Origin of the sequence: Streptococcus sp. 29887, from assembly GCF_032595075.1 — a bacterium.
GTDB classification, from domain to species: domain Bacteria; phylum Bacillota; class Bacilli; order Lactobacillales; family Streptococcaceae; genus Streptococcus; species Streptococcus iners.
This window is the reverse complement of the sequence record NZ_CP118735.1, coordinates 1,428,818-1,455,401: the sequence shown is the minus strand read 5'-3', so window position 1 is coordinate 1,455,401 and position 26,584 is coordinate 1,428,818. Positions and strand designations below refer to the sequence as shown.

Here is a 26,584-nt window from a genome sequence, read left to right as displayed (position 1 = left end):
TGAGGGCTGTTTTTTTGTTTACTTTTCAGCCTGTCTAACTTATAATAAGTATATAAAATATTGTCCAAGTGAAAAGGAGTATATATGAGTATCTTGGTTACAGGTGGAGCTGGCTATATTGGTAGTCACACCGTTGTGGAGTTGTTGAAGTTGGGAAAAGACGTTGTCATCGTAGATAATCTCTCCAACTCAAGTATTTTGGTTTTGGATCGCATCGAAACCATCACTGGCAAACGTCCAACTTTCTATGAATTGGATGTAGCAGATAAGGCTGCTCTTCGTGAGGTTTTTGAAAAAGAAAATATTGAATCAGCTATTCACTTTGCTGGCTACAAGGCGGTTGGTGAATCTGTTGAAAAACCAGTCATGTATTATGAAAATAATATCATGTCCACTTTGGCTTTGGTGGAAGTTATGGCAGAGTTTGGTGTCAAGAAGATTGTCTTCTCATCCAGCGCAACGGTTTATGGCCTTAACAACCCATCGCCTTTAGTTGAAACCATGCCAACCAGCGCAACTAACCCTTATGGTTATACAAAAGTCATGTTGGAACAAATCCTGCGTGATGTAGAAGTGGCAGACAAGGAATGGAGCATTGCTCTTCTCCGTTATTTCAACCCAATCGGTGCCCATGAATCAGGTCTAATCGGTGAAGATCCAGCTGGTATTCCAAACAACCTTATGCCGTTTGTGGCTCAAGTTGCTGTTGGCAAACGTCCAGAACTCAGCGTCTTTGGTAATGACTATGATACAGTGGATGGAACAGGTGTTCGTGACTATATCCACGTCATTGACTTGGCTCTTGGTCACATCAAGGCGCTGGAAAAAATCTCAACGACAGCAGGTGTCCATACCTATAACCTTGGTTCCGGTCAAGGAACCAGTGTTTTAGAACTGGTTCAGGCTTTTGAAAAAGTGAATGGTGTACCGGTACCTTATAAAATCGTTGACCGTCGTCCGGGTGATGTAGCGACCTGCTATGCTAACGCCGATAAAGCTTTGGCAGAACTCAACTGGAAAACAGAAAAAACAATTGAAGACATGTGTCGTGATACGTGGAACTGGCAGTCTAAAAATCCAAATGGATATGAAGGATAAGAAAAGATGTGAGTAGTGGCTCACATCTTCTTTTTGTCATAGTGCAAAAGAAAAACAGGCACAGGGCCTGTTTCACTATCTTATTGATTATTTTTTCAACAAGTCGCGGATTTCTGCAAGCAATTCTTCTTGAGTTGGACCAGCAGGAGCTGCTTCTTTCTTAGGCATTGCTTTTTCAGCAGCCTTAACGATGAAGAACAAAACAGTACCGATGATCAAGAAGTTGATAACAGCGCTCAGGAAGTTACCATAAGTAACACCATTCCAGCTCAAGTCAGCAATTTTATCTGCGCCAGCAGCTTTCAAAGCTGGTGTAAGCAACAATGGTGTAATCAAGTCAGCAACGAATGAATCGATGATGGCTTTGAAGGCAGCACCAAAAATTACTGCAACTGCAAGGTCAATAACATTACCTTGGAACAAAAACGCTTTTAAATCTTTCAACATATCCTAAATATGTCCTTTCATAAAAAATTTTACTCTATCTATTATAACCATAAAAAAATATTTTACAAGCAATTTGTTTCAGAAATTTTACATTTTTCAAGTTTTGGTATAAAATAGAATATGTTAAACTAAGGGAAGAGTGTCCACTTTTCAATTAGCAAATAGGATGTTGAGGAGGATATATGCTGTCAAAAGATAAAATAACAGAAATCAAACAAGCCCTCAATATCGTGGATGTGATTGGTGAAACAGTTGCTTTGACCAAGGCTGGACGCAATTTTCTTGGTCTTTGTCCCTTTCATGGAGAAAAAACTCCTTCCTTTAATGTCATTGAGGATAAACAGTTCTATCATTGTTTTGGTTGTGGTAAGTCTGGAGATGTTTTTAAATTTATAGAGGAAACCCGTGGTGTTTCTTTCACTGACGCGGTAGCCATTTTGGCAGAAAAAGCTGGGTTTCAGGTAGAAGTATCCACCAATCATTTTCAGCCTAAGAAGGAAAATCCACATCAAGCTCTTTATGATATCCATCAAGATGCGACAAAGTTTTACCATGCCTTGTTGATGACGACAAAGATGGGCGAGGAAGCTAGAAAATATCTCCATCAGCGTGGTTTAACGGATGAAGTTATTAAGAATTTTCAACTAGGTTTAGCACCTGATGGGCAAAATATTCTTTATCAGAAACTTTCCCAGAACTACGATGAAGAAAGCCTGCTTCATTCGGGTCTTTTCAATCCCAGTGAGCAGAATATGATTTTCGATGCTTTTCAAGGGCGGATCATGTTTCCGCTAACCGATGAATATGGTCGAGTGATTGCCTTTTCAGGTCGGATTTGGACAGAAAAAGACCTGCAGAACAAGCAATTAGCCAAGTATAAGAATTCTCGTAGCACAGCTATTTTCAATAAAAGTTACGAACTATATCATTTGGATAAGGCCAAGGCGGTCATCAAGAAACAGCGGGAAGTCTATCTGATGGAGGGGTTTCTGGATGTTATTGCGGCCCACCGTGCTGGTATTGAAAATGCGGTTGCTTCTATGGGAACTGCTCTGACTAGAGAGCACGTTGGTCATCTGGCCAAGTTTTGCAAGAAGATCGTTCTGACCTACGATGGTGACAGGGCCGGACAGGCAGCTACCATGAAGGCTTTGGACGAATTAGGAGATTTTCAGGTGGATATTGTCAGTCTGCCTGACAATATGGACCCTGATGAATTTTTACAAAGAAATTCTGAAGAAGCCTTGCGAGAGGTTTTGACAAAATCCCGCATTAGTGATGTGGAATTTTTAATCCACTATCTGAAGCCAGAAAACCCAGATAATCTACAAATGCAGATAGAATTTGTGGATAGGATTGCTCCGATTATCGCAAGGGTTTCGTCGATTACAGCGCAAAATTCTTATATTTACAAGGTTGCGGAAGTCCTATCCGATTTTGACTATGGTCAGGTGGAGCAGGCTGTGAATGCTGTTCGCTTACATCAGCGACAGGAACGAAGTCAGCAAGCCTATCATCAACAGAAGGAGCAGGTCTATGCACCGCCTGTTCAGGCTATTTCCCGGCTGACAGGTCTTATCCGAACTGAAAATCACCTGCTTTACCGTATGGTCGAGTACCCTTATATTTTAAATGAATTTCGTTTGCGAGAAGATTTTTATTTTGCGACACCGGAATTGCAGGTATTGTATGAATTACTGAAAAATCAAGGTGAGATTAGTAGTTTCGGCTTATCCCAGTTAGATGATACCGTCCAACAAGCCTGGTATCGGATTTTGGAAGAGCGTCTGCCAAAGGAAGTGGCGCAAAATGAAATTGAAGAATTAGAATTTCGCCGTGACAAGGAATTGTTACGAAAGGAAAATCAACACCTAACACGGAAAATCCGTGAACATTCCCATGTAGGAAATGCGGATATTGCCCTCGATGAGTTACAAAAATTGCTCGAGAAAAGAAAACAAATGGAGTAAATATGACAAACAAAAAAGATAAAAAGACAGAAGTAACGACCTTTGATGTGCAAGTTGCTGAATTTATTCGTAATCACAAGAAACAAGGTTCGGCAACCGATGATGAAATCAATGACCAGCTGGTTATTCCGTTTACACTTGATGCTGATGGGATTGATGACTTGCTTCAACGAATTCAGGATGCAGGAATTTCGATTGTGGATAAGGAAGGTAACCCATCTGCGCGTGCGTTGCAAGTTGAAGAAGAACCGGAATTATCTGATGAAGAATTGCTAGGTAGCACGTCCGCAAAGGTTAATGACCCTGTCCGCATGTACTTGAAAGAAATCGGAGTTGTTCCGCTTTTGACCAATGAAGAAGAGCAAGAATTAGCCTTGGCAGTTGAAGCTGGCGATCCTGAAGCCAAACAACGTTTGGCTGAAGCTAACTTGCGTTTGGTTGTTTCTATTGCTAAACGCTATGTGGGACGTGGTATGCAGTTCCTTGATCTTATCCAAGAAGGAAACATGGGCTTGATGAAGGCTGTTGACAAGTTTGACTACTCAAAAGGTTTCAAATTTTCAACTTATGCGACTTGGTGGATTCGTCAGGCCATTACCCGTGCTATTGCAGATCAGGCTCGTACTATCCGTATCCCAGTTCATATGGTAGAAACCATCAATAAATTGGTTCGTGAACAACGCAATCTCTTGCAAGAGTTAGGACAGGATCCAACGCCAGAACAAATCGCTGAGCGTATGGATATGACACCTGAAAAAGTCCGTGAAATCCTTAAGATTGCCCAAGAGCCCGTGTCTTTGGAAACCCCAATCGGTGAAGAAGATGATAGCCATTTGGGAGATTTCATTGAAGATGAAGTAATTGAGAACCCAGTTGACTATACCACTCGTGTTGTCCTTCGTGAGCAATTGGATGAAGTTTTGGATACATTGACTGATCGTGAAGAGAATGTTCTCCGCCTCCGTTTTGGCTTGGACGACGGAAAAATGCGAACTCTTGAAGATGTAGGTAAAGTCTTCAACGTAACTCGTGAACGTATCCGCCAGATCGAAGCCAAAGCCCTTCGCAAACTTCGCCACCCATCCCGCAGCAAACCACTCAGAGATTTTATAGAGGATTAAAAACCTCCGGGGGAGGTTTTTAACCGCTCCCCTTGAAATTAGAAAGGGAGCGTAACGCCCAGTGGGCTATTTTAACCGCTCGCTGAAAATAAGAAACGAGCGTACTCAATACCTGCTAAGAATTGAGAACGCAGGCTAACCCCGTGGTGTTTTAACCCGAGCCTAGAAATAGGAAAGCGAGGCATAAGCCTACGGATAGGCTTTCTCAACGTCCGCCTAGAAATCCGAAAGCGGACAACGTCTAGTGGACTAAAAGGTTACTGACTTCCGTCAGTCCTATTTCCCACCTTCAACAGTCTCCCAGACTGTTGAAGCTCGCTGAAAATAGGAAACGAGCGAAGGTATGGGGAGGTTTTGACACAAACTTCGTTTGTTTTATTTCCCACCTTCAACAGTCCCCCGAACTGTTGAAGCCTGCTTGAAAATAAGAGAGCAGGCTAACCCCGTGGTGTTTTAACCCGAGCCTAGAAATAGGAAAGCGAGGCATAAGCCTACGGATAGGCTTTCTCAATGTCCGCCTAGAAATCCGAAAGCGGACAAAGTCCGGTGGCACTTATCAGGTCGCTTGCTAAAAATTTGAAACAAGCGAGAGTTCGGGGGAGGTTTTGACACAAACTTGGTTTGTTTCATTTCCAACCTTCAATAGTTCATGGCTTATTTGGATGAAATTTTTGTTCCTTTAGATGACAATGCAATAGTGAAAAGAAAGAGAGAAAAATGACGTATACAGAAGAACAGGTAAAAGAAATTCAAGAGCGTATTTTTCATGCTCTTGAGGATGTGATTGACCCTGAGCTAGGGATTGATATTATCAATTTGGGGCTCATTTATGAAATTCGTTTTATCGAAGGTAAGGCAGAGATTGATATGACTCTGACAACCATGGGCTGTCCCTTGGCTGACTTGATTACCGATCAAATTCATGATGTCTTAAAAGATGTTCCAGAGGTAACGGAAGTAGATGTTCGCTTGGTTTGGTCACCGGCCTGGACAGTTCAAAAAATGAGCCGTTACGCTCGAATTGCTTTAGGAATTAAATAGTTTCAAAAAAGATGATTTCGAATATTCGAAGTCATTTTTTTAGAATTGTTCATGATTTTGTTGAAAAAATATCAATTTTCCACTTGTCAAACAGGAATATTCGTGTTAGAATAAACGTGCCTAGGAAAAGTTATTATACCTATTCTAGCAAATATCAGACCTATATGGGATGGGTAGCTCTGCTATTTATCATAACCAAAGCCTACGGACAGGCGGGTCGAATGCCGAAGCGTGGCGTAAGCCACATTATTGATAGGGTTAAAAGCCTACATTTTATAAGTTGATGTTGGGAAGTTTTTCCTAATTTCTAATTTTGTCAGTGTGGTGAAAGCACACGTCATCTTGTGAAACGGTCAATAAAGTACGTATATATTTGCACTGGAGAGTAGGAAACGGTAGGCACATAAACTCAAGAGAAGAATAAAAAACGTCAATTTGGATTGTAGAGCAGGATGAACCCTGCTCTTTTTGCTTTGTTAAAAAGGGTAGGAGTCCATCAAGCAAAGGAGTTTTTCGATATGAAAAATCAACACCAAGCCCCTATTTATCAGGGATTGGTACAGTTACGCCGAAAACGGATTGTTCCCTTTGATGTGCCTGGACACAAACGGGGTCGGGGAAATCCTGAATTAGTAGAACTACTTGGCGAAAAATGCGTGGGGATTGATGTCAATTCCATGAAACCCTTGGATAACTTAGGGCATCCTGTGTCCATTATCCGAGAAGCCGAGGAATTGGCGGCAGAAGCCTTTGGTGCCAGCCATGCCTTTCTCATGGTTGGAGGGACAACCTCTTCTGTCCAGACCATGATTTTGGCGACCTGTAAGGCGGGTGATAAAATCATTTTACCTCGCAATGTCCACAAGTCTGCCCTCAATGCTTTGGTCCTATGCGGAGCCATCCCTGTCTATGTGGATATGAGCGTGGAGCCACGGATTGGTATTGCTCTTGCATTGGAAAATGAAGCTTTTGAACGGGCGATTTCTGAGCATCCTGATGCGGTTGCTGTCTTGATCAACAATCCGACCTACTATGGTATCTGCTCAGACCTGCGTACCTTGACTGAGAAAGCTCATGCAGCGGGCATGAAAGTTTTGGTAGATGAGGCCCACGGTGCTCATTTGCATTTTTCGGACCAATTGCCAGAGGCAGCTATGGATGTGGGAGCTGATATGGCAGCTGTTTCCATGCACAAATCAGGCGGCAGCCTGACCCAGAGCTCGCTCCTCTTGGTCGGTCCAGATATGAATGTGGAGTATGTCCGCCAGATTATCAATCTGACCCAGTCGACATCCGCTTCCTATCTCTTGCTGGCTAGTCTGGATATTTCACGGAGAAATCTGGCCCTTCGTGGCAAAGAATCTTTTGAAAAAGTCATTGAAATGTCTGAATATGCTCGCCGTGAAATCAATGCCATCGGTGGCTACTATGCCTATTCAAAAGAATTGATCGATGGCAAAACGGTGCATGATTTTGATGTGACCAAGCTCTCCATCTATACGCAGGGCATTGGTCTGACAGGGATTGAAGTCTATGATTTGTTGCGGGATGAGTATGACATCCAGATTGAATTTGGCGACATTGGCAATATCTTGGCCTATATTTCCATCGGTGACCGCCTGCAGGACATCGAGCGGCTGGTGGGGGCACTGGCTGACATCAAGCGTCTTTACTCACGAGATGGTTCGGATTTGATTTCGGGAGAATACATCCAGCCGCAGCTGGTATTGTCACCGCAGCAGGCTTTTTATGCAGAGCGGGAAAGCCGTTCCCTGCAAGAAGCAGTTGGTCAGGTCTGTGGGGAATTTGTCATGTGCTACCCGCCTGGTATTCCGCTTTTAGCTCCAGGTGAACGAGTGACCCAAGAAATTGTTGACTACATCATCTTTGCCAAGGAGCGTGGTTGTTCTGTTCAAGGGACAGAAGATCCAGATGTCAACTTCATCAATGTCATTAAGGAGGGCTAGTCATGGAAATGTGGTTTTCAGAAGTCCAAACACCAGATGTCAAGTTATCCATTCGGACCAGCCAGCAGCTCTACGCTGGCAAGAGTGAATTTCAGGACATTGCTGTACTGGATTCACCAGCCTTTGGAAAGATTTTGACCCTTAATGGTCGGGTTCTCTTTTCAGACGCAGATGATTTTGTTTACAACGAAATGGCCGTCCATGTGCCCATGGCCGTCCATCCCAATCCCAAGAAAATCTTGATTCTGGGTGGGGGAGATGGTGGTGTTGCCCAAGTTCTCAGTATGTATCCTGAAATCGAACGTATTGACGTTGTAGAGCCAGATGAACTCTTGGTTGAGGTCTGTCGGGAATATTTCCCAGACTATGCAACTGGCTTAGAAGATGAGCGGGTCGAGGTCTATTTACAGGATGGTCTGCGTTTCTTGCGCAACTGTGAAAACGAATATGACATCATCATCAATGATGCGACTGATCCATTTGGGCATACGGAAGGGCTCTTTACCAAGGAATTTTACGGCAATGCCTACCGGGCTTTGAAGGAAAATGGCATCATGGTTTACCAACATGGTTCGCCATTCTATGACGAAGATGAGTCCGCCTTTCGTTCCATGCATCGCAAGGCGACCCAATCCTTCCCTATTAGTCGTGTCTATCAGGCCCATATTCCGACATCTGCGGCGGGTTATTGGTTATTTGGCTTTGCCTCTAAAAAATACCATCCTATAGAAGATTTTGACAAGGAAAAATGGAAAGCGCGCCAGCTTTTTACAGAATACTATACCGCTAACCTCCACATCGGAGCATTTCTCTTGCCTCGATACGTGGAAGACATTTTAGAAGAAGAGGAGAAAAAATAATGAGTCGTTTGTTAGTGATTGGTTGTGGCGGAGTTGCCCAAGTTGCCATCAGCAAGGTTTGTCAGGCAGAAGATACCTTCAAGGAAGTCATGATTGCCAGCCGTACCAAGTCCAAGTGTGATGATTTGAAGGCTGTTTTGGAAGAAAAAACGTCCGTAAAAATTGAAACTGCCCAAGTGGATGCAGACAAGGTGGAAGAAGTGATTGCCTTGATTGAAAGCTACCAGCCAAAAGCTGTCTTGAACGTGGCCCTACCTTACCAAGACTTGACCATCATGGATGCCTGCTTGGCGACAGGTGTGGACTACATCGACACCGCCAACTACGAGTGTGAGGACACCGAAGACCCAGAATGGCGGGCTATCTACGAAAAACGCTGTGCAGAAGAAGGCTTCACAGCCTACTTTGACTACTCATGGCAGTGGGCTTATAAGGAGCGTTTTGAAAAAGCAGGGCTGACAGCACTATTGGGATCCGGTTTTGATCCAGGGGTGACCAGCGTATTCTCAGCCTACGCATTGAAACATTATTTCGATGAAATCCACTATATCGACATCCTAGATTGTAACGGTGGAGACCACGGCTATCCATTTGCGACCAACTTCAACCCAGAAATCAACCTGCGTGAGGTTTCTGCCCCAGGTTCCTACTGGGAAAATGGCAAATGGGTGGAAGTGGAAGCCATGTCTATCAAGCGAGAATATGACTTCCCAGAAGTGGGGCAGAAGGATATGTACCTCCTCCACCACGAAGAAATCGAATCGCTAGCTAAGAATATTCCAGGTGTCAAACGCATTCGTTTCTTTATGACTTTCGGTCAAAACTACTTGACTCACATGAAATGCTTGGAAAATGTTGGTCTCTTGCGTACGGATCCAATCAACTTTAATGGACAAGAAGTAGTGCCTATCCAATTCCTCAAAGCATTATTACCAGACCCAGCTAGCCTAGGTCCTCGTACTGTTGGGAAAACCAACATCGGCTGTATTTTCACAGGCATCAAGGATGGTGTAGAGAAGACTATTTACATCTACAATGTTTGTGACCACCAGGAATGTTACAAGGAAGTTGGTTCACAGGCTATTTCCTACACAACTGGCGTGCCAGCTATGATTGGAACCAAGCTTGTCATGGACGGGACTTGGAAGAAACCAGGGGTTTACAATTTGGAAGAACTAGATCCAGATCCATTTATGGAATTGCTCAACCAATATGGTCTGCCTTGGCAGGTAGTAGAAAATCCTGTTTTGGTGGACTAGATGAGAATTGATCAAGTCCCAACGCCAGCCTATGTCATTGACGAAGCCAAGCTGGTCAACAATTTAGAAATTCTCAAGTCTGTTCAAGATCGAACTGGCTGTAAGGTACTTTTGGCTCAAAAAGCCTTCTCCATGTACGCCACCTATCCGCTAGTCAGTCAGTACTTAGCTGGAACCACTGCATCTGGACTTTTTGAAGCTAGGCTCGGTCGTGAGGAATTTGGTGGTGAAGTCCATGTCTTTGCCCCCGCCTTTAAGGATGCGGATTTGGAGGAGATTTTAGAGATTGCAGACCACGTCGTCTTTAATTCGGAACGCCAACTCCGCAAGCATGCGGACAAATGCAGAGCAGCAGGAGTCAGTGTCGGCCTGCGGATCAATCCAGAATGTTCCACTCAAGACGAACATGCCCTTTACGACCCTTGTGCAACAGGCTCTCGTTTTGGTGTTCGCATTGACCAGTTTTCAGAAGACCTGCTGGACTTGGTGGATGGCCTGCATTTCCACACTCTCTGCGAGCAAAATTCAGATGATTTGAAAACGACCTTAGATGCTGTTGAGGCTAAATTTGGCCCTTATCTCCACCGTGTCAAATGGCTCAATATGGGGGGAGGCCACCACGTGACCCGTGAGGGCTACAAACTGGATGTCCTGATAGATTGTATTCGACGAATGCAAACGACCTATGAGCTAGAAGTCTATATCGAGCCTGGTGAAGCCATTGCTCTCAATGCAGGCTATTTGGTGACAGAAGTGTTAGACATTGTCGAAAATGGTATTGAAACGCTAGTGTTAGACGCTTCGGCTACCTGCCATATGCCGGATGTCTTGGAAATGCCCTATCGCCCACCGCTTCGCCATGGCTTTGAGGCAGGTGAAAAAGTCTATACATACAGACTGTCTTCCAATACCTGTCTGACGGGGGACATCATCGGCGATTATTCCTTTGAAAAACCTGTGGAGATTGGTGACAAGCTCTATTTTGAAGACATGGCAATCTATTCTTTTGTTAAAAACAATACCTTTAACGGCATTGGGTTACCTAGCCTAGCCATCATGGACAAGGCTGGCGACTGCCGTATTATCAAAGAATTTGGCTATGAAGATTTCAAGGGGAGGTTATCATGATAGAAAGTCCGAAAGCAGCGGGTTACCGCATGCCAGCTGAGTATGAGCCCCATCATGGCACCCTCATGGTTTGGCCGACCCGTCCGGGCTCCTGGCCCTTTGATGGTCAGGGGGCAAAAAAAGCCTTCAGCCAGGTCATTAAAACCATTGCTGAAAGCGAGCAGGTCTATCTCTTGGTCGATGAGGCACATCGTGAGGAGGCCCAATCCATGCTGGGGGCTGGCATTGCCTACCTGGACATCCCCACAAACGACGCTTGGGCGCGTGATACAGGTCCGACGGTCTTGGTTCATGAAAATGGCAGAGCTTTGTCTGTCGATTGGGCCTTTAACGCTTGGGGCGGAAGCTATGATGGTCTTTATCAGGATTATGAGGCAGATGATCAGGTGGCTAGTCGATTTAGTCAGACCATCGGTCTGCCAGTCCATGATGTCCATCCCTTTGTCCTAGAAGGCGGAGCTATTCATAGCGATGGTGAGGGAACCATCATGGTGACCGAATCCTGTTTACTCAGCCCAGGCCGCAATCCCCATTTGACCAAGGACCAGATTGAGCAAGTGCTTCTAGATACTCTCGGAGCTGAAAAGGTTCTCTGGCTGCCTCATGGTATCTACAATGATGAAACCAATGAGCATGTGGACAATGTTGCGGCCTTTGTTGGTCCAGCTGAAATCGTTTTAGCCTGGACGGATGATGAGGCAGATCCCCAATATGCCATGTCCAAGGCTGATTTGGACTACTTGGAAAGGCAAGTGGATGCCAAGGGCAGAAAGTTGACCGTCCATAAACTGCCTATTCCAAAACATCCTATTCTAGTAACAGAAGAGGATTTGCCAGGCTATGTCTATGAAGAAGGGGAAGAAGAACGAACTGCAGGCGAACGCTTGGCGGCTTCCTATGTAAATTACTACGTCAGCAACGGTGCGGTTCTGGTACCTCAGTTTGCTGATGAGAATGATGCGCAGGCACTGCATCTCCTAGCACAGCTTTTTCCTACCAGAAAAGTCGTCGGCATACCAGCCCGTGATATCTTGCTTGGGGGTGGGAATATCCATTGCATCACCCAGCAGATTCCCCTTTATGGGGCTAAATGACTCTGATACAGCGTCAAGCCGGATTGGCATACTCCAGTATAGCCGGCTCCGGCCTTCCTTGTCTCAGAGCCATTGTATCGCCCATAAAGAATTTATGAAAAGGAATGAAATTATGAGAAATGTTACTGTAGCAGCTGTCCAGATGCAGTGTAGCCAGAATCTTAGCGAAAATCTGGCGACTGCAGAGCGTTTGGTCAGACAGGCTGCTGGTCAGGGAGCGCAGATTATTCTCCTGCCTGAACTCTTTGAGCGTCCTTATTTTTGTCAAGAACGCCAGTATGATTATTATAACTATGCCAAGTCTGTAGAAGAAAATGATGCTGTTCAGCACTTTATTCCAATTGCTAAGGAATTGCAGGTGGTTTTGCCCATTTCTTTTTATGAAAAGGATGGCAATAGTTTGTATAACTCGATAGCGGTCATTGATGCGGATGGGACAGTTTTGGGAGTTTACCGCAAGACCCATATTCCTGACGACCATTATTATCAGGAGAAGTTTTACTTTACACCTGGCAATACTGGATTCAAGGTCTGGGAAACTCGTTATGCCAAGATTGGTATCGGAATATGCTGGGATCAATGGTTTCCAGAAACAGCTCGCTGTCTAGCTTTGAATGGGGCGGAATTACTCTTTTACCCAACAGCTATTGGTTCGGAGCCGATTTTGGATACGGATAGTCAGTGCCACTGGCAACGAACTATGCAGGGCCATGCTGCAGCCAATATCACACCAGTCATTGCAGCCAATCGGATTGGCTTGGAAGAAGTACAGCCTTCTGCAGAAAATGGCGGCCAATCTTCTAGCTTGCGTTTCTATGGTTCCTCCTTTATGACGGATGAAACAGGTGAAGTGATTGAAAAAGCGGGACGCGAGGAAGAAGCAGTCTTGCTAGTTACTTATGACTTGGATAAGGGTGCGCGTGAGCGCTTGGATTGGGGACTCTTTAGAGACCGCAGACCACATATGTATCAGAAAATTTCGGAATAAATAAAACGGGAGTGGGAAAGAACTCAACCATTCATAGAAGAGTTCGTCTTCCCACCCCCGCACAGTTGATTAGGTCAGATTTGGAGTGTAAAACACGAACAAATCTGCCAATCAACCACTGCGCTGAGATGTTGACACTAACTTTGAGAAGCGGTGCTGGGCTTGAGCCCAGCACCGTTTCGTCTATTATTTGAGGATTTGTTGCAAAAATTGGCTTCCATAAATCCAAAAGAAACTATAGGCAACGATGGAAAATGGACGACAGAGAAGTGTAATAGTGATAAATTTTCGATAGCTCATACTGGTTAAACCTGAAATCATGACAACAATATCAGCAGGTGAAATGGGTGAGAGCATACATAATATGAAGAAAATTTCATAACCACGTTTGTTATCAATTTTGCTTTCGTATTTGTAAAAGGTTTCTTCACTCATAAACAGTAAGCAGAACTTTTTTCCATAACGACGAGCCAGCCAGAAGAGAATGATACTTCCGATGGAGATGCCGACATAGTTTAGGAAAAAGCCCCACCAAAAATTAAATACTAGAAATCCGACAACAGTAGTAACACCGCCTGGAATAATTGGAAAGACAACCTGGACAATCTGAATAGCCAAGAATGAAAGACTGCCAAATGCACCTAGAGCTTTGATGAACTCAGAAAGTGCATTTTGATCGTTTAAAATACCAATTTTATATAACCAAAAAAGAAACACAAATGTTCCAATAAGTGTAATAACACTCAATACTTGGATCGTTTTTTGCCAGAATTTATACATAATTATATTGTACCATATTTCAAAAAAATTTTAAAATTGTAAGGAAATTGTAAAAAAATAGCTTTGCTTTTTGCGAAAAAATCTGCTATAATAATTTTCGTATCAAACCTAAGGGGTTGTTACGGATTCGACAGGCATTATGAGGCTTGTTCTGCAACCCATCGGCAGATGTAAAAATGCCAGTTAAATATAACTGCAAAAAATACAAACACTTACGCATTAGCAGCTTAATAACCTGCCTGCGTGACCAGTCGCGAATTGCTTGTGTTTGCTGATTGGTCTTAAAATAACAAGCTACGTTGGGATTGAGTTAGGCTGTCCCAAAAGAGATGTACTAACTCGCTTGGTCTGGATTTGAGTTATGTATCGAGCCCAAGTTAAAGCAAGACATAACCTATGGTTGTAGACGAATAAGTTAGCAGGTGTTTGGACGTGGGTTCGACTCCCACCAGCTCCATATATGGAAGATTACTCAAGAGGCTCAAGAGGCCGTGTTGGAAACGCGGTAGGCGTGTAACAGCGTGCGTGGGTTCGAATCCCATGTCTTCCGTATGGCAAGAACGATGGAAATCGTTCTTTTTTTCTTGCACTTGAAATTATCTAATAAGTATAATGTTCATTTTTTGTGAAAATTGTCTTGTAATTTGTCAAAAATGTGATATGATAGTTAACAATATACTTACGAAAGAGGAATTGTTGATGTTGAATGTACAAGAATTAGCCAAGACAGAATTGCATTGCCATTTGGATGGTTCCCTATCATTAGCAGCGATCCGACAACTTGCCCAAATGGCAGAAATTTCCATTCCAGACAAGGATGAGGAACTCAGAAAATTGGTCAGTATAGAGGGAAAGGTTGATAGCTTGATGACCTATTTGCAAACCTTTGACTTTATCCGTCCACTTTTACAAACCGTAGAAGCATTGGAATTAGCTACCTACGATGTGTTACGTCAAGCAGCAGAGGATGGGGTTATTTATATTGAGCTACGATTTGCACCTGAATTATCGACTGATAAGGATTTAAGTGTTCTAGATGCCGTGAAAGCCGTCTTGCGTGGGATGGAAAAGGCCCAGAAGGAATTTGGTATAGTTGCCAAGCTCTTGGTATGTGGCTTGAAACAAACTGAACCAAGTCAGACCAGAGAAATCTTTTCTGCTATTGCTGATTTGGCACCGAAAGGATTGGTTGGCTTTGATTTTGCTGGAAACGAGGTAGACTACCCAACTCATGAGCTGGCTGAGTTGATTGACTACACTCGATCTCTAGGTTACCCCATGACCTTCCATGCTGGTGAGTGTGGTTGCGTGACCAATGTAGCCCAAGCTCTGGCCTTGGGTATCAAGCGGATTGGACACGGAACGGCTCTTAGCGGTCACACTGAGGCTATTCAGGCTTTTGTCAATAGCGGAGCAACGCTTGAGATGTGCCTGACTTCAAATCTCCAGACCGGAGCTGCTCAAACTCTAGCAGATTTCCCCTATGAACAGCTGGTTCAAGCGGGAGCAAAGATTACCATCAATACTGATAATCGAACGGTTTCCAATACAAACCTAAATAAAGAATATCAGCTATTTGTAGAGTATTTTGGAACGACCAAGGAAGAATTTTATCAATTCAACAGAAATGCTATTCAAGCAAGCTTTGCCAGTGAAGAAGAAAAGGCAAACTTACTTGATGTCCTAGCTCAAAAGTATAATTTGTAAAAAGAAAGCTCTAGGCCATGTCAGAACGACAGGCAAAGAGCTTTTTCTTATTGCAAATTCAATTTCTTGGTCATGATAAAGTGTGTACCAAAATAGTAGGCAAAGGCCAGAATGATATTGATCAAGGCCAAGATAGGACTTGGGTATAATGGTAGTGCTGCATTATAAATGTTCTCTAGATAATTGGTAAAAATGAGAGCTCCAAACACACCGAGAACAATTGAAATTCCGAAATAGGTTAAAATGGCAAACAGTAGACGGTGGTCTTTAAACAGTTGACCAACAGAGATGGAGAAGTAGATCAGCAAGATTCCCGTTGTTGACTCGATAAGTGAATAAAATAAATGAGCAAAAATCACAGACCAGTCTAATGCTTGTACAACAGTATGCAATTCAGGAATCATGATTTCCTCAGTTCCGAGCATGAGAACAGCCAAAATGATTCCGATTGAAAGAACAATGGTAACTCCTGCTAAAAAGTACCAAACCAAAGATGCCAAGAGTTTACTTAAAATAATATGGTGGCTTGAAACTGGCAAGGTCATGGTCAAATAGCCCTGACGACCATAGACATTTTTTCTAAATCGGTTAATAACCATGAAAAAGGTAGATAGCCCAAGTGCTGCAATTAAGATACCGAAGGTCATGAAGGATGTACCGAAAAGGACCATTTCAGCACCGCCAGGTTCTGTGGCTCCAGCTTGTGCCCGTAAGGTCAAAGCTTGTAACCAGAATCCAAGTATTGCAGACAGGACCAATGCCCCGGCATAAATTCCTAAATACCATTTCCCAACGGATTGAAATTCATATTTGACTAATTTCTTAAACATAGCAATCTCCTTCTAACTAAGCCTTAAAGTCTTGGCGGAAGAGTTCGTCAATGGACTCGCCACTTTCAATACGAAGGTCATCCACGTTTTCATGGCGAATAACACTACCATATTGAAGGAAAATTACTTCGTCCAAAATTTGTTCAACATCTGAAATCAAATGCGTGGAGATGATAACAGAGGCAGTAGGCGAATAGTTGTTGACGATGGTTTTTAAAATATAATCACGAGCAGCAGGGTCAACACCACCAATTGGCTCATCTAAGACATAGAGTTGTGCCTGACGGCTCATTACCAAGATAAGTTGAACCTTTTCCTTGTTCCCTTTTGACAAGTGTTTCATGCGGCTGTTCAAATCAATTCCTAAGTCTTGCAAGAGATGAAGGGCGCGTTCCTTGTCAAAGTCTGCATAGAAATCTGTAAAGAAGGTGATAGCATCAGAAACCTTCATGCTTTCATCAAGATAGGTCGTATCTGGCAAATAGGATACGATTGCCTTGGTTTCAGGTGAAGGAGTGCGACCGTTGATAAGGACTTGACCATACTCAGGTTGCAATAGTCCATTGATGAGTTTGATTAACGTCGTCTTACCAGAACCATTTGGTCCCAAGAGTCCAATAATCTTACCAGCAGTTAATTTCAAGTTAACATTGTTGAGAGCCACAGCTCCGCCATAGGATTTTGAAACCTGTTGTAATTCGACCAGGGTATATGCGTTATTCATAAGACACTCCTTTCAAATAATCATCTAACTGGTGGGTTAATTCATCTTGGTTGAAACCTAGATCTAACATGTTTGTCACAAAGTTTTCAAGTTCTTTCTGTGCCAAATGAAGACGGGTCTGTGAAATCAATTCTTGATTGTCTGTGACGAAACGTCCGGTTGTGCGGACTGAGTAAACAAATCCTTCTGTTTCCAAATCAGACAGGGCCCGTTGCACCGTGTTTGGATTGACACCAGCTGTTTCAGCCAAGTCACGCACGGTTGGCAACTTATCTCCCGATTTCAATTGATTGGTTACAATCTGTAATTTTATAGTATTACTGATTTGAATATATATGGGCATATTGTTGTCAAATTTCCAAGCCATTATTCTTTCCTTTCTAGGCATTTTCGCCAACACCTATGTTCTAACTAAATAATACAATAAAACATGATAAATTGCAAGTCTTTTGATTGAATTTCTTAAAAATATTTTCCTAGATTATTTGGTATAATAGAAGAAATAAAAAGGAGAAGACCATGCTGGCACAACTAGATACAAAAACCGTCTATACCTTTATGGATAGCATGGTGACGATTGAAGAATATGTAAAGAGAGCTAAGTCGCTGAGCTACCAAGCCTTGGGGTTGATGGATAAGAATAGTCTATATGCGGCTTACAGTTTTATGGAAACTTGTCAGAAGGCAGGAATACAGCCAATCATCGGCTGTGAATTGGACTGGCAGTTGGAGGGGCGAGAGCGAGAATTGACAACTCAGTTGATTGCCTTGACCACCAAGGGCTATCGAAATCTCTTGAAAATATCGACTGCAAAAATGACTGGACAGGATAACTTTGAAGCTATTCGCCAGTATTTAGTGGATATCGCTATCATCATTCCCTACTTTTCAGGGATTGAAGAGCTGGATATTGGACTAGATTATTATGTCGGAGTGACAAGGGATACACCTGTTCAAGATTTTCATGGCCCTATTCTTCCCATCCATACGGTTCGTTTTTTCGAGGAGAACCAGTTGGAGAGCTTGCAGGTTCTTCATGCTATTCGGGATAATGTACCACTCAATCAAGTGGCGGATTTGGATAAGCGACAAATTCTTTTATCTGCGGATAGTTTAACCAGTCTATTTTCCAGTCGCTTTCCTCAGGCGGTAGACAATCTGCGTGACTTGGTAGCAGGTATTTCTTATCAATTAGATACAGACTTGAAGTTACCTCGTTTCAACCGTGAGCGACCTGCGGTGGAAGAATTGCAGGAGAAAGCCTATCAGGGCTTGGAAGAAAAAGGATTGACGGGGGCTGTCTATCAGGAACGCCTGGAAAGAGAGTTGTCCATTATTCATGAGATGGGCTTTGATGATTATTTTTTGATTGTCTGGGACCTGCTCCGATTTGGACGTAGTCAAGGCTACTATATGGGTATGGGACGTGGTTCTGCGGTGGGGAGCTTGGTTGCCTACGCCTTGAATATTACGGGCATTGACCCCGTTAAACACCAGCTACTCTTTGAACGTTTTTTAAATAATGAACGCTATAGCATGCCGGATATTGATATTGATATTCCAGATATTCATCGCCCTGACTTTATTCGTTATGTGCGGGACCGCTATGGTTCGACCCACGCTGCCCAGATCGTGACCTATTCAACCTTTGGTGCCAAGCAGGCCATCCGCGATGTGTTCAAACGATTCGGGACACCTGAGTATGAGTTGACCAATATTACAAAGAAAATCTCATTTAAGGATAATCTTTCTTCAGCATATCAACGTAACGCAGCCTTCCGACAGATTATCAATAGTAAAATCGAGTACCAAAAAGCCTTTGCCATTGCCCAGCAAATAGAGGGCCAACCTCGCCAGACCTCCATTCATGCAGCCGGTGTGGTCATGAGTGACGAGGAATTGACAAATACCATTCCCTTGAAAATAGGGGATGATATGCTGGTGACCCAGTATGACGCCCATGCAGTAGAGGCCAATGGCTTGCTCAAGATGGATTTTCTTGGTTTGCGAAATCTGACCTTTGTACAAAAAATGGCAGAAGGGGTTCGAGAGCGTTACCAGAAGGAAATTGACATTGCCCAGATTGATTTAGAAGATAGAAAAACCTTGGAACTCTTTGCAGCGGGCAAGACCAAGGGGATTTTCCAGTTTGAACAACCGGGTGCCATTAGCCTGTTACAACGGGTTCGCCCGGAGCGTTTTGAGGATGTGGTAGCAACAACCAGTTTGAACCGACCAGGGGCCAGTGATTATTCGGATAATTTTGTCAAACGCAAACATGGGCAGGAAAGAATTGACCTGCTGGATCCCTCCATTGCACCGATTTTGGAAGGGACCTACGGCATCATGCTCTATCAGGAGCAGGTTATGCAGATAGCTCAGGTCTATGCAGGTTTTACATTGGGGAAAGCCGACTTGCTTCGTAGGGCCATGTCCAAGAAAAATGTCCAAGAAATGCAGGCTATGGAAAACGAGTTTCTGGCAGGTGCGCGTGAGCGGGGGCATGAAGAAGGAAAAGCCAGAGAAATTTTTACCATGATGGCCAAGTTTGCAGGTTACGGTTTCAACCGCAGTCATGCCTATGCCTATTCGGCCCTAGCCTTTCAGATGGCCTACTTTAAGAGCCATTATCCAGATGTCTTCTTTGACGTCATGCTCAATCATTCAAGCAGTGCATATATTGAAGATGCCTTGCAATTTGACTTTAAAGTTGCCAAGTTATCTATCAATACCGTACCCTACTATGATAAGTTTGACAAGGACCAGATTTTTCTGGGCTTGAAAACCTTGAAGGGCCTACCCAAGGATTTTGCCCTCTGGATACTGGACCAACGACCATACAAGTCTGTGGAAGATTTTGTCTTGAAGCTTCCTGACAATTATAAGAAGAAAGAACTGTTGGTCCCTCTTATTCAAATCGGTTTGTTTGATGAGTTTGAAAGCAATAGAAAGAAAATTTTAGAAAACCTAGACAATCTCTTTGTTTTTGCTGAGGCATTTGGGACCTTTTTTGCGGAGGAAAATTATAGCTGGACAGAGGCAGAGGATTTTAGTGAGGCTGAAAAATTCGAATTGGAACAGGGCTTGTTGGGAGTTGGCATTAGTCCACATCCCCTGGTCAACATCTGCCGTGAGTCCAAGCGAGCTCTTACAGACCTAACTGATTTGGTGGCTACTAGTCGGGTGACCATCCTAGTACAAATTCAATCCATCCGCTTGATTCGGACTAAGAAAACAGGTGAACAGATGGCCTTTCTCCAGGTAACCGATACCAAGAGAAAGCTAGATGTGACACTCTTTCCAGAAAGCTATCGTCAATTTTCTCAAGACCTGAGAGAAGGAACAATTGCCTACATGACAGGAAGGGTACAGGAGCGAGATGGACAAATGCAACTGGTTTTAGAACAATTGGAGCCAGTCAGTCTGGAAAAATTTTGGATTTTGTTGGAGAACAAGGAGCATGACCATGCAGTTGCTCGGATTTTGGAAAAATATAAGGGAAGTACTCCGGTTATTCTCCACTATCAAGATTCCAATCAGACTATTCAAGCGGAGCATTATAAGGTTATGAAAACGCCTCAATTAGAGGAAGAGTTGAGAGAATTCGTCATGAAAACGGTTTTTCGTTAAAAAATGGCAAAAAGTCAAGCAAGTTCTGCCTAAGTGTGTTATAATAAGGCAGTTAAATTGAAAAGTAAAAGGAGCAAATGAAATGAAGCGTATTGGTGTTTTGACCAGTGGTGGCGATGCCCCTGGTATGAATGCTGCTATCCGTGCAGTTGTTCGCCAAGCAATTTCAGAAGGAATGGAAGTTTATGGTATCAACGAAGGCTACGCTGGTATGGTAGCTGGTGATATTCACCCATTGACAATCCGTTCGGTTGGTGACATCATTTCTCGTGGTGGTACTTTCCTTGGTTCTGCTCGTTACCCAGAATTTGCCAAATTAGAAGGCCAACTTAAAGGTATTGAGCAGTTGAAAAAACACGGTATTGAAGGTGTTGTTGTTATCGGTGGTGATGGTTCTTACCACGGTGCTATGCGTTTGACAGAGCATGGTTTCCCTGCAATCGGTGTACCTGGTACAATTGACAACGATATCGTTGGTACAGATTTCACAATCGGTTTTGATACTGCCGTTACAACTGCTATGGATGCCATTGATAAGATCCGTGATACATCATCTAGTCACCGTCGTACTTTTGTTATCGAAGTAATGGGTCGCCATGCAGGTGATATCGCTCTTTGGTCAGGTATTGCTGCTGGAGCAGACGTTATCGTTGTTCCAGAGGAAGACTTTGATATCAAAGATGTAGTTGCTAAAATTAAGCAAGGCTATGAAACTGGTAAGAAACACAGTATTGTTGTTTTGGCTGAGGGTGTTATGCCTGTAGCAAAATTCGCTGAAGAATTGAAGGCTGCTGGAGATGTGAGCGATCTTCGAGTAACGGAACTAGGGCACATCCAACGTGGAGGATCACCAACTGCGCGTGACCGTGTCCTTGCTTCACGCATGGGTGCTCACGCTGTTAAATTGCTTAAAGAAGGTCGCGGTGGTCTTGCCGTTGGTATCCGAAATGAGCAAATGGTTGAAAACCCAATCCTTGGTACAGCTGAGGAAGGAGCTTTGTTCAGCTTGACAGAAGATGGTAAGATCATTGTCAACAACCCACACAAGGCTGACTTGGGTCTTGCTACCTTGAACAGAGAAATCTCGTTCTAATTTCTGAATACATTTGTTAACTAGGGTCATAAGACCAGTATATTTAAAAGGAGTTTTTGTTAGATGAATAAACGTGTAAAAATCGTTGCAACCCTTGGTCCTGCGGTAGAAATCCGTGGCGGTAAAAAATTCGGTGAAGATGGTTACTGGGGTGAAAAACTAGATGTAGAAGCTTCAGCAAAAAATATTGCCCAATTGATTACTGAAGGTGCTAACGTATTCCGTTTCAACTTCTCACATGGTGACCACCAAGAGCAAGGTGATCGTATGGCGACTGTACGTCGTGCAGAAGAAATCGCTGGTAAAAAAGTTGGTTTCTTGTTGGATACAAAAGGTCCAGAAATCCGTACAGAATTGTTTGAAGGTGATGCCAAAGAGTTTGCTTACACAACTGGTGAGAAAATCCGTGTTGCAACTAAGCAAGGTATCAAGTCAACTCGCGAAGTAATCGCTTTGAACGTTGCTGGTGGCTTGGATGTCTTTGATGATGTTGAAGTTGGTAAACAAGTTCTTGTTGATGATGGTAAGCTTGGCTTGACTGTTGTTGAAAAAGATGCTGAAAAACGTGAATTTGTAGTAGTTGTTGAAAACGACGGCGTTATTGCTAAACAAAAAGGTGTAAACATCCCTTACACTAAAATTCCTTTCCCAGCGCTTGCAGATCGTGATAACGCAGACATCCGCTTCGGTTTGGAGCAAGGTTTGAACTTTATCGCTATTTCATTCGTTCGTTCTGCAAAAGACGTTGAAGAAGTTCGTAACATTCTTAAAGAGACTGGTAACGAGCACGTTCAACTCTTCTCAAAAATTGAAAACCAACAAGGTATCGACAACATTGATGAAATCATTGAAGCTTCAGATGGTATCATGATTGCTCGTGGTGACATGGGTATCGAAGTACCATTTGAAATGGTTCCAGTTTACCAAAAAATGATCATCAAGAAAGTAAACGCAGCTGGTAAAGCAGTGATTACAGCAACAAACATGTTGGAAACAATGACTGAAAAACCACGTGCAACTCGTTCAGAAGTTTCAGACGTATTTAACGCTGTTATCGACGGTACTGATGCTACAATGCTTTCTGGTGAGTCTGCAAACGGTAAATACCCAGTTGAGTCTGTACGCACAATGGCAACTATCGCTAAGAATGCACAAACTCTTTTGAGCGAGTATGGTCGTTTGAACTCTGATAACTTCAACCGTGCTTCTAAGACAGAAGTAGTTGCATCAGCAGTTAAAGATGCTTGTCACTCAATGAACATCAAGTTGGTTGTTACAGTTACTGAAACTGGTTACTCAGCACGTGCTATTTCTAAATATCGTCCAGATTCTGACATCTTGGCAATCACCTTCACAGAGAAGGTTCAAAAATCAATGATGTTGAACTGGGGTGTTATTCCAGTTGTGACTGAAAAGCCTGCATCTACAGATGATATGTTTGAATTGGCTGAGAAAGTTGCTAAAGAGCAAGGTCTTGTTCAATCAGGTGATGACATTGTTATTGTAGCTGGTGTTCCAGTAGGTGTTGCTGGTTCAACAAACACTATGCGTGTCCGCACTGTAAAATAATGTATAAAGAAAAAGCCTATTGTATCAACGTTTCTGCGTTGTGCAATAGGTTTTATTTTCGTTTTGGGGCATTTTTGGGGCAAATTATAAAGGTAATTCATCAATAACTTCAATTCTATCAAGTCCTTAGCTTGAATGATAGGCTTTTTTGAATATGTGGTATGATTTTGCAAAATTCAAATTGTATTGATATAATATGAGGTGAATAAGTTGAAAGAGATGGACATATGGGCATTCACATTCGTTTTTCGTTGAGAAAACTAGCAGTTGGTTTAGTTCCAGTAGCTTTTCTTTTTCTTACCCATCAATTTACTCTATCTGCCAAGGCAGAAATGCTTTCTGCTTTGGAAGGAGAAGCTGTCCAGGTGGAGAACGGCTTGGTTCCACATACGATTGAAATCATAGAGGAGGCAGAAGAAGAGCAAGAGAATGATGGCGCGCTTACAGGTCTGAATGTTTTAGTGGGAAGTGACAACCTAGCTCAAGCTAGTGAGAATGAAGTAGCCCCTTCTGAGCAGGAAAATGAGTTGCTTGAACCGAATGTTGATCAGCTTTTAGATCCTACAAGTATCGAAATCCATGCAGACTTGGAAACGATGGTCATCCCTGAGCACGAAGATAGTAGCCACCCTTCTAATCTACCAGTAGCAGTCCAGAAAGATGTGGTTGAACAGCCTATCAGTCTTTATACTAGCGAAGATGGTCAGTACAGAGAAATTATTTGGGCACAAGGTATAACGCCTCCTAGCATGGGGCAAGGTGGTGATTTTAAAAAAGAAGTAACGGGAGAATTCATTGAGTATACCATGCCTTATGAAGCCGGAAAGGGTTATTATGATGCTAATAAGAGCTTGGATGCTTCCTTAGAAGATTTGAACTTGTGTTTTGCTGCCGTTTCTTCTAATATGTTGCATTGGTGGTTGGAACAGAATGGTCCTTATGTTCAGCGTTTCATTGAGGAAAAATATAGTTCAGCAGAAAATCAGCAAGATTATCCTTTGACGGATGTACGACGCTATCCAAATTCTTTTGAAGACCAACAAAATAGCCGTATTTTTAATCTTTTCAAGACCTACTATGGGCACCGCTTGAATGGTTTTGTGTCTGATGCTTTGGTGGACTTATTTATCAATGGCTACTCCCCTAAAAATCATGGAGGGGTCAATTTAGAAAATCCAGATTTAGTGCCAGATAAACGGGGTGGTTTTTTCCATGAGGTCTTTCACGAGAAAAAGCTGACTGACCGAATGTTTAGTGGAGATTACCGCTATTTTGGGAATTTGGTTCGAACCAACTTAGAAAATCAAAGCTTGCTTGGCCTGTCCTATAGAACCTTTGGGACGACTACTCATATTGTAACGGTATGGGGAGCAGAGTATGATGATAAGGGGCAAATTCGTGCGGTCTACATTACGGATTCTGATGATCAGCATGGTCCCATTGGCTTGAAACGAATGGGTATTACCCAGGATACTTCTGGAAATCCTCGTCTGAATAATAATGTTGTCAGAAATTCTTTTGGTTCAAACTTGGACTACGTTCATACCATCAATCTTGGTAGGAAGCACTGGGAAACTTATTTCAATGGATTGGAAGATGAAAAACAGACTGCCAGACAGAAGCTTTCTGAAGCTAAATTAGTCTTACACCAAGCTATTCGTGATCAAGAGGGTTTTTCGGAGAAGGAAGAAAGGTCTTATATTGCCCTAATCGAAGAAACATATCTTGAGGGTCTGGAGCAAATCAATCAAGTTAGGGAAAAGCAGGTTTTGACTGAAGTCCTGCAGTCCGCTCTGCAAAGTTTACAAGAACTAGCTCAGGAGCAATTAGTTGCCAAAAGTACCTCGGTCTTTAGGTTGCTTCCAGTAGGAGAACTTACAGCCAAAGGTCCTTCCCTTCGTTACAATCTCCCTGTAGGCCAATTATCTGTTAAAGGTTCCTCGGTTTCACACAGCCTTCCAGTAGGAGAAATATTTGCAAAGGGCTCTTCAGTTTCTCATAGCCTTCCAGTTGGGGAACTATTTGTTAAGGGCTCTTCAGTTTCACACAGCCTCCCAGTAGGAGAAATATCTGTTAAGGGCTCTTCAGTTTCACACAGCCTTCCAGTAGGTGAGATATCTGTTAAAGGTTCTTCAGTTTCACATAGCCTTCCAGTAGGAGAGATATTTGCAAAGGGTTCATCAGTTTCACATAGCCTTCCAGTTGGGGAATTATTTGTAAAGGGTTCATCAGTTTCACATAGCCTTCCAGTTGGGGAACTATTTGTAAAAGGTCCTTCAGTTTCACATAGCCTTCCAGTAGGAGAGATATCTGTTAAAGGTTCATCAGTTTCACATAGCCTCCCAGTAGGGGAACTATCTGTTAAAGGTCCTTCGATTTCACACAGCCTCCCAGTAGGAGAAATATTTTCAAAGGGTTCTTCAGTTTCACATAGCCTCCCAGTAGGAGAATTATTTGTTAAAGGTCCTTCAGTTTCACACAGCCTCCCAGTAGGAGAATTATTTGTTAAGGGCTCTTCAGTTTCACATAGCCTCCCAGTAGGTGAGATATCTGTTAAAGGTTCATCAGTTTCACATAGCCTCCCAGTAGGAGAAATATTTTCAAAGGGTTCTTCAGTTTCACATAGCCTCCCAGTAGGAGAATTATTTGTTAAAGGTCCTTCTGTTTCACACTCCCTTCCAGTTGGGGAACTATTTGTTAAGGGTTCTTCAGTTTCACATAGCCTTCCAGTCGGCGAGTTATCCATTAAAGGCCCTTCGGTTTCTTTACTTCCTGAGAAGGTGTTAGTGGTAGATTTAGTAGGTTTGAAAGAGTGGTCAGTAGAAAGTGAAGAAAGTTGGCTAGGCACTCAACAGGTCGAAACTATTCACTCAGATAGGAATATTCTCACCAGCCTTATCGATGAGCCGGTAGGTAATCAAATGAAGGCCGAGGGAGAGCCCCATGCTTTAGACTATTCATCAGAAGTGATGCTTGAGGAGGGAATAGCTGAAACAAAAAAAGTAGATACTTCAGAAAATGACTTATCGAGTAAACAGAAAGAAGAGCATTTTGGTTTGGCAACTGCTAAAGAACTCCTAAGAACGGTGATGGCTGGTGAAAATGAATTGGTTTCCCTTCCAAATTTAGTGGTAATAGTTCTTCTAGTAACGACTATTATTAGTTACTGGCTACTGGCTTCCTCTATTTTAAAGAGAGATTGATGTTATTGGTGCTTAATGGACATCAGTTCACAACTAAAATAATGAGATTGAAAAACGAATGGTGATGATGAGTAA

At 43.0% G+C, this 26,584-nt stretch carries 20 protein-coding genes, 1 tRNA gene and 1 other RNA gene; 17 read left to right on the top strand and 5 right to left on the bottom strand.

The features are described 5' to 3' along the window. The first annotated feature begins 84 nt into the window (after positions 1 to 84). Positions 85 to 1,098 carry a UDP-glucose 4-epimerase GalE gene (gene galE, locus PW252_RS07160; protein WP_248048929.1) on the top strand — a complete coding sequence of 338 codons (1,014 nt, stop codon included), beginning with the start codon at positions 85 to 87 and terminating at the stop codon, positions 1,096 to 1,098. A gap of 87 nt (positions 1,099 to 1,185) precedes the next feature. Here galE and mscL read toward each other — a convergent pair whose 3' ends face one another. Further along, positions 1,186 to 1,545, bottom strand: coding sequence for a large conductance mechanosensitive channel protein MscL (mscL, locus tag PW252_RS07155; protein WP_105108426.1), 360 nt, complete (start codon positions 1,543 to 1,545; stop codon positions 1,186 to 1,188). A gap of 182 nt (positions 1,546 to 1,727) precedes the next feature. Between mscL and dnaG the strand changes: the two genes are divergently transcribed. The 9 genes from dnaG to aguB all read left to right on the top strand — a co-directional run bounded on the left by dnaG (position 1,728) and on the right by aguB (position 12,973). Further along, positions 1,728 to 3,515, top strand: a complete 1,788-nt coding sequence (gene dnaG / locus PW252_RS07150; protein WP_248048924.1) for a DNA primase — start codon at positions 1,728 to 1,730, stop codon at positions 3,513 to 3,515. A 2-nt stretch (positions 3,516 to 3,517) separates the two neighbouring features. Further along, the gene (rpoD, locus tag PW252_RS07145; RefSeq protein ID WP_105124944.1) at positions 3,518 to 4,636 is read left to right on the top strand and encodes an RNA polymerase sigma factor RpoD; all 1,119 of its coding nucleotides are present in this window, start codon (positions 3,518 to 3,520) and stop codon (positions 4,634 to 4,636) included. Between the two features lie 717 nt (positions 4,637 to 5,353). Beyond that, complete coding sequence (locus tag PW252_RS07140) at positions 5,354 to 5,677, top strand: metal-sulfur cluster assembly factor (protein ID WP_105113909.1); 324 nt, start codon at positions 5,354 to 5,356, stop codon at positions 5,675 to 5,677. Positions 5,678 to 6,195: 518 nt separating this feature from the next. Further along, entirely contained in the window at positions 6,196 to 7,644 is a 1,449-nt protein-coding gene (locus PW252_RS07135; protein ID WP_248048921.1) for an aminotransferase class I/II-fold pyridoxal phosphate-dependent enzyme, read from the top strand. Between the two features lie 2 nt (positions 7,645 to 7,646). Further along, entirely contained in the window at positions 7,647 to 8,504 is an 858-nt protein-coding gene (gene speE / locus PW252_RS07130) for a polyamine aminopropyltransferase (protein ID WP_248048919.1), read from the top strand. After that, complete coding sequence (locus PW252_RS07125; protein ID WP_248048918.1) at positions 8,504 to 9,763, top strand: saccharopine dehydrogenase family protein; 1,260 nt, start codon at positions 8,504 to 8,506, stop codon at positions 9,761 to 9,763. Before speE ends, PW252_RS07125 begins: the two co-directional genes overlap by 1 nt. Further along, entirely contained in the window at positions 9,764 to 10,891 is a 1,128-nt protein-coding gene (nspC, locus tag PW252_RS07120; protein ID WP_248048915.1) for a carboxynorspermidine decarboxylase, read from the top strand. Next, positions 10,888 to 11,985, top strand: a complete 1,098-nt coding sequence (gene aguA, locus PW252_RS07115; protein ID WP_248048913.1) for an agmatine deiminase — start codon at positions 10,888 to 10,890, stop codon at positions 11,983 to 11,985. The genes nspC and aguA overlap by 4 nt, the downstream gene beginning before the upstream one ends. Positions 11,986 to 12,097: 112 nt before the next feature. Next, positions 12,098 to 12,973: an N-carbamoylputrescine amidase gene (gene aguB, locus PW252_RS07110; RefSeq protein ID WP_248048910.1), complete on the top strand. Its 876-nt coding sequence runs from the start codon at positions 12,098 to 12,100 to the stop codon at positions 12,971 to 12,973. Between the two features lie 186 nt (positions 12,974 to 13,159). Here the strand turns inward: aguB and PW252_RS07105 are convergent, their stop codons facing one another. Beyond that, positions 13,160 to 13,753, bottom strand: a complete 594-nt coding sequence (locus PW252_RS07105) for a TVP38/TMEM64 family protein (protein ID WP_248048908.1) — start codon at positions 13,751 to 13,753, stop codon at positions 13,160 to 13,162. Between the two features lie 112 nt (positions 13,754 to 13,865). Here PW252_RS07105 and ssrA point away from each other — a divergent pair. The 3 genes from ssrA to add all read left to right on the top strand — a co-directional run bounded on the left by ssrA (position 13,866) and on the right by add (position 15,460). Further along, positions 13,866 to 14,213, top strand: a transfer-messenger RNA (tmRNA) gene (ssrA, locus tag PW252_RS07100). 2 nt (positions 14,214 to 14,215) lie between these two features. Continuing rightward, positions 14,216 to 14,303 (top strand) — tRNA-Ser (locus PW252_RS07095). Positions 14,304 to 14,452: 149 nt separating this feature from the next. Continuing rightward, positions 14,453 to 15,460, top strand: a complete 1,008-nt coding sequence (add, locus tag PW252_RS07090; RefSeq protein WP_398582943.1) for an adenosine deaminase — start codon at positions 14,453 to 14,455, stop codon at positions 15,458 to 15,460. Between the two features lie 47 nt (positions 15,461 to 15,507). Here the strand turns inward: add and PW252_RS07085 are convergent, their stop codons facing one another. From PW252_RS07085 to PW252_RS07075, 3 genes are read right to left on the bottom strand one after another with little or no spacing between them, the layout of a single operon-like run. Then, positions 15,508 to 16,290 (bottom strand): ABC transporter permease, encoded by a 783-nt coding sequence (locus PW252_RS07085; RefSeq protein ID WP_248048903.1) that lies wholly within the window; start codon positions 16,288 to 16,290, stop codon positions 15,508 to 15,510. 16 nt (positions 16,291 to 16,306) lie between these two features. Then, the gene (locus PW252_RS07080; protein WP_024379421.1) at positions 16,307 to 17,014 is read right to left on the bottom strand and encodes an ABC transporter ATP-binding protein; all 708 of its coding nucleotides are present in this window, start codon (positions 17,012 to 17,014) and stop codon (positions 16,307 to 16,309) included. Continuing rightward, positions 17,007 to 17,381 carry a GntR family transcriptional regulator gene (locus PW252_RS07075; RefSeq protein WP_044689247.1) on the bottom strand — a complete coding sequence of 125 codons (375 nt, stop codon included), beginning with the start codon at positions 17,379 to 17,381 and terminating at the stop codon, positions 17,007 to 17,009. The genes PW252_RS07080 and PW252_RS07075 overlap by 8 nt, the downstream gene beginning before the upstream one ends. A gap of 152 nt (positions 17,382 to 17,533) precedes the next feature. Between PW252_RS07075 and PW252_RS07070 the strand changes: the two genes are divergently transcribed. From PW252_RS07070 to PW252_RS07055, 4 genes are all read left to right on the top strand, one after another. Next, the gene (locus PW252_RS07070) at positions 17,534 to 20,644 is read left to right on the top strand and encodes a DNA polymerase III subunit alpha (RefSeq protein WP_248048900.1); all 3,111 of its coding nucleotides are present in this window, start codon (positions 17,534 to 17,536) and stop codon (positions 20,642 to 20,644) included. Positions 20,645 to 20,726: 82 nt separating this feature from the next. Beyond that, complete coding sequence (pfkA, locus tag PW252_RS07065) at positions 20,727 to 21,737, top strand: 6-phosphofructokinase (RefSeq protein ID WP_248043516.1); 1,011 nt, start codon at positions 20,727 to 20,729, stop codon at positions 21,735 to 21,737. A gap of 63 nt (positions 21,738 to 21,800) precedes the next feature. Continuing rightward, positions 21,801 to 23,306: a pyruvate kinase gene (pyk, locus tag PW252_RS07060; RefSeq protein WP_248048896.1), complete on the top strand. Its 1,506-nt coding sequence runs from the start codon at positions 21,801 to 21,803 to the stop codon at positions 23,304 to 23,306. A 227-nt stretch (positions 23,307 to 23,533) separates the two neighbouring features. Continuing rightward, positions 23,534 to 26,509, top strand: a complete 2,976-nt coding sequence (locus PW252_RS07055) for an IdeS/Mac family cysteine endopeptidase (RefSeq protein ID WP_248048893.1) — start codon at positions 23,534 to 23,536, stop codon at positions 26,507 to 26,509. Positions 26,510 to 26,584: the final 75 nt, after the last annotated feature.

What these genes read in the sequence shown, in the direction of transcription:
- galE (WP_248048929.1), top strand. Translation starts at nt 85, where the DNA reads ATGAGTATCTTGGTTACAGGTGGAGCTGGCTATATTGGTAGTCACACC.
- mscL (WP_105108426.1), bottom strand. Translation starts at nt 1,545, where the DNA reads ATGTTGAAAGATTTAAAAGCGTTTTTGTTCCAAGGTAATGTTATTGAC.
- dnaG (WP_248048924.1), top strand. Translation starts at nt 1,728, where the DNA reads ATGCTGTCAAAAGATAAAATAACAGAAATCAAACAAGCCCTCAATATC.
- rpoD (WP_105124944.1), top strand. Translation starts at nt 3,518, where the DNA reads ATGACAAACAAAAAAGATAAAAAGACAGAAGTAACGACCTTTGATGTG.
- PW252_RS07140 (WP_105113909.1), top strand. Translation starts at nt 5,354, where the DNA reads ATGACGTATACAGAAGAACAGGTAAAAGAAATTCAAGAGCGTATTTTT.
- PW252_RS07135 (WP_248048921.1), top strand. Translation starts at nt 6,196, where the DNA reads ATGAAAAATCAACACCAAGCCCCTATTTATCAGGGATTGGTACAGTTA.
- speE (WP_248048919.1), top strand. Translation starts at nt 7,647, where the DNA reads ATGGAAATGTGGTTTTCAGAAGTCCAAACACCAGATGTCAAGTTATCC.
- PW252_RS07125 (WP_248048918.1), top strand. Translation starts at nt 8,504, where the DNA reads ATGAGTCGTTTGTTAGTGATTGGTTGTGGCGGAGTTGCCCAAGTTGCC.
- nspC (WP_248048915.1), top strand. Translation starts at nt 9,764, where the DNA reads ATGAGAATTGATCAAGTCCCAACGCCAGCCTATGTCATTGACGAAGCC.
- aguA (WP_248048913.1), top strand. Translation starts at nt 10,888, where the DNA reads ATGATAGAAAGTCCGAAAGCAGCGGGTTACCGCATGCCAGCTGAGTAT.
- aguB (WP_248048910.1), top strand. Translation starts at nt 12,098, where the DNA reads ATGAGAAATGTTACTGTAGCAGCTGTCCAGATGCAGTGTAGCCAGAAT.
- PW252_RS07105 (WP_248048908.1), bottom strand. Translation starts at nt 13,753, where the DNA reads ATGTATAAATTCTGGCAAAAAACGATCCAAGTATTGAGTGTTATTACA.
- add (WP_398582943.1), top strand. Translation starts at nt 14,453, where the DNA reads ATGTTGAATGTACAAGAATTAGCCAAGACAGAATTGCATTGCCATTTG.
- PW252_RS07085 (WP_248048903.1), bottom strand. Translation starts at nt 16,290, where the DNA reads ATGTTTAAGAAATTAGTCAAATATGAATTTCAATCCGTTGGGAAATGG.
- PW252_RS07080 (WP_024379421.1), bottom strand. Translation starts at nt 17,014, where the DNA reads ATGAATAACGCATATACCCTGGTCGAATTACAACAGGTTTCAAAATCC.
- PW252_RS07075 (WP_044689247.1), bottom strand. Translation starts at nt 17,381, where the DNA reads ATGGCTTGGAAATTTGACAACAATATGCCCATATATATTCAAATCAGT.
- PW252_RS07070 (WP_248048900.1), top strand. Translation starts at nt 17,534, where the DNA reads ATGCTGGCACAACTAGATACAAAAACCGTCTATACCTTTATGGATAGC.
- pfkA (WP_248043516.1), top strand. Translation starts at nt 20,727, where the DNA reads ATGAAGCGTATTGGTGTTTTGACCAGTGGTGGCGATGCCCCTGGTATG.
- pyk (WP_248048896.1), top strand. Translation starts at nt 21,801, where the DNA reads ATGAATAAACGTGTAAAAATCGTTGCAACCCTTGGTCCTGCGGTAGAA.
- PW252_RS07055 (WP_248048893.1), top strand. Translation starts at nt 23,534, where the DNA reads ATGGGCATTCACATTCGTTTTTCGTTGAGAAAACTAGCAGTTGGTTTA.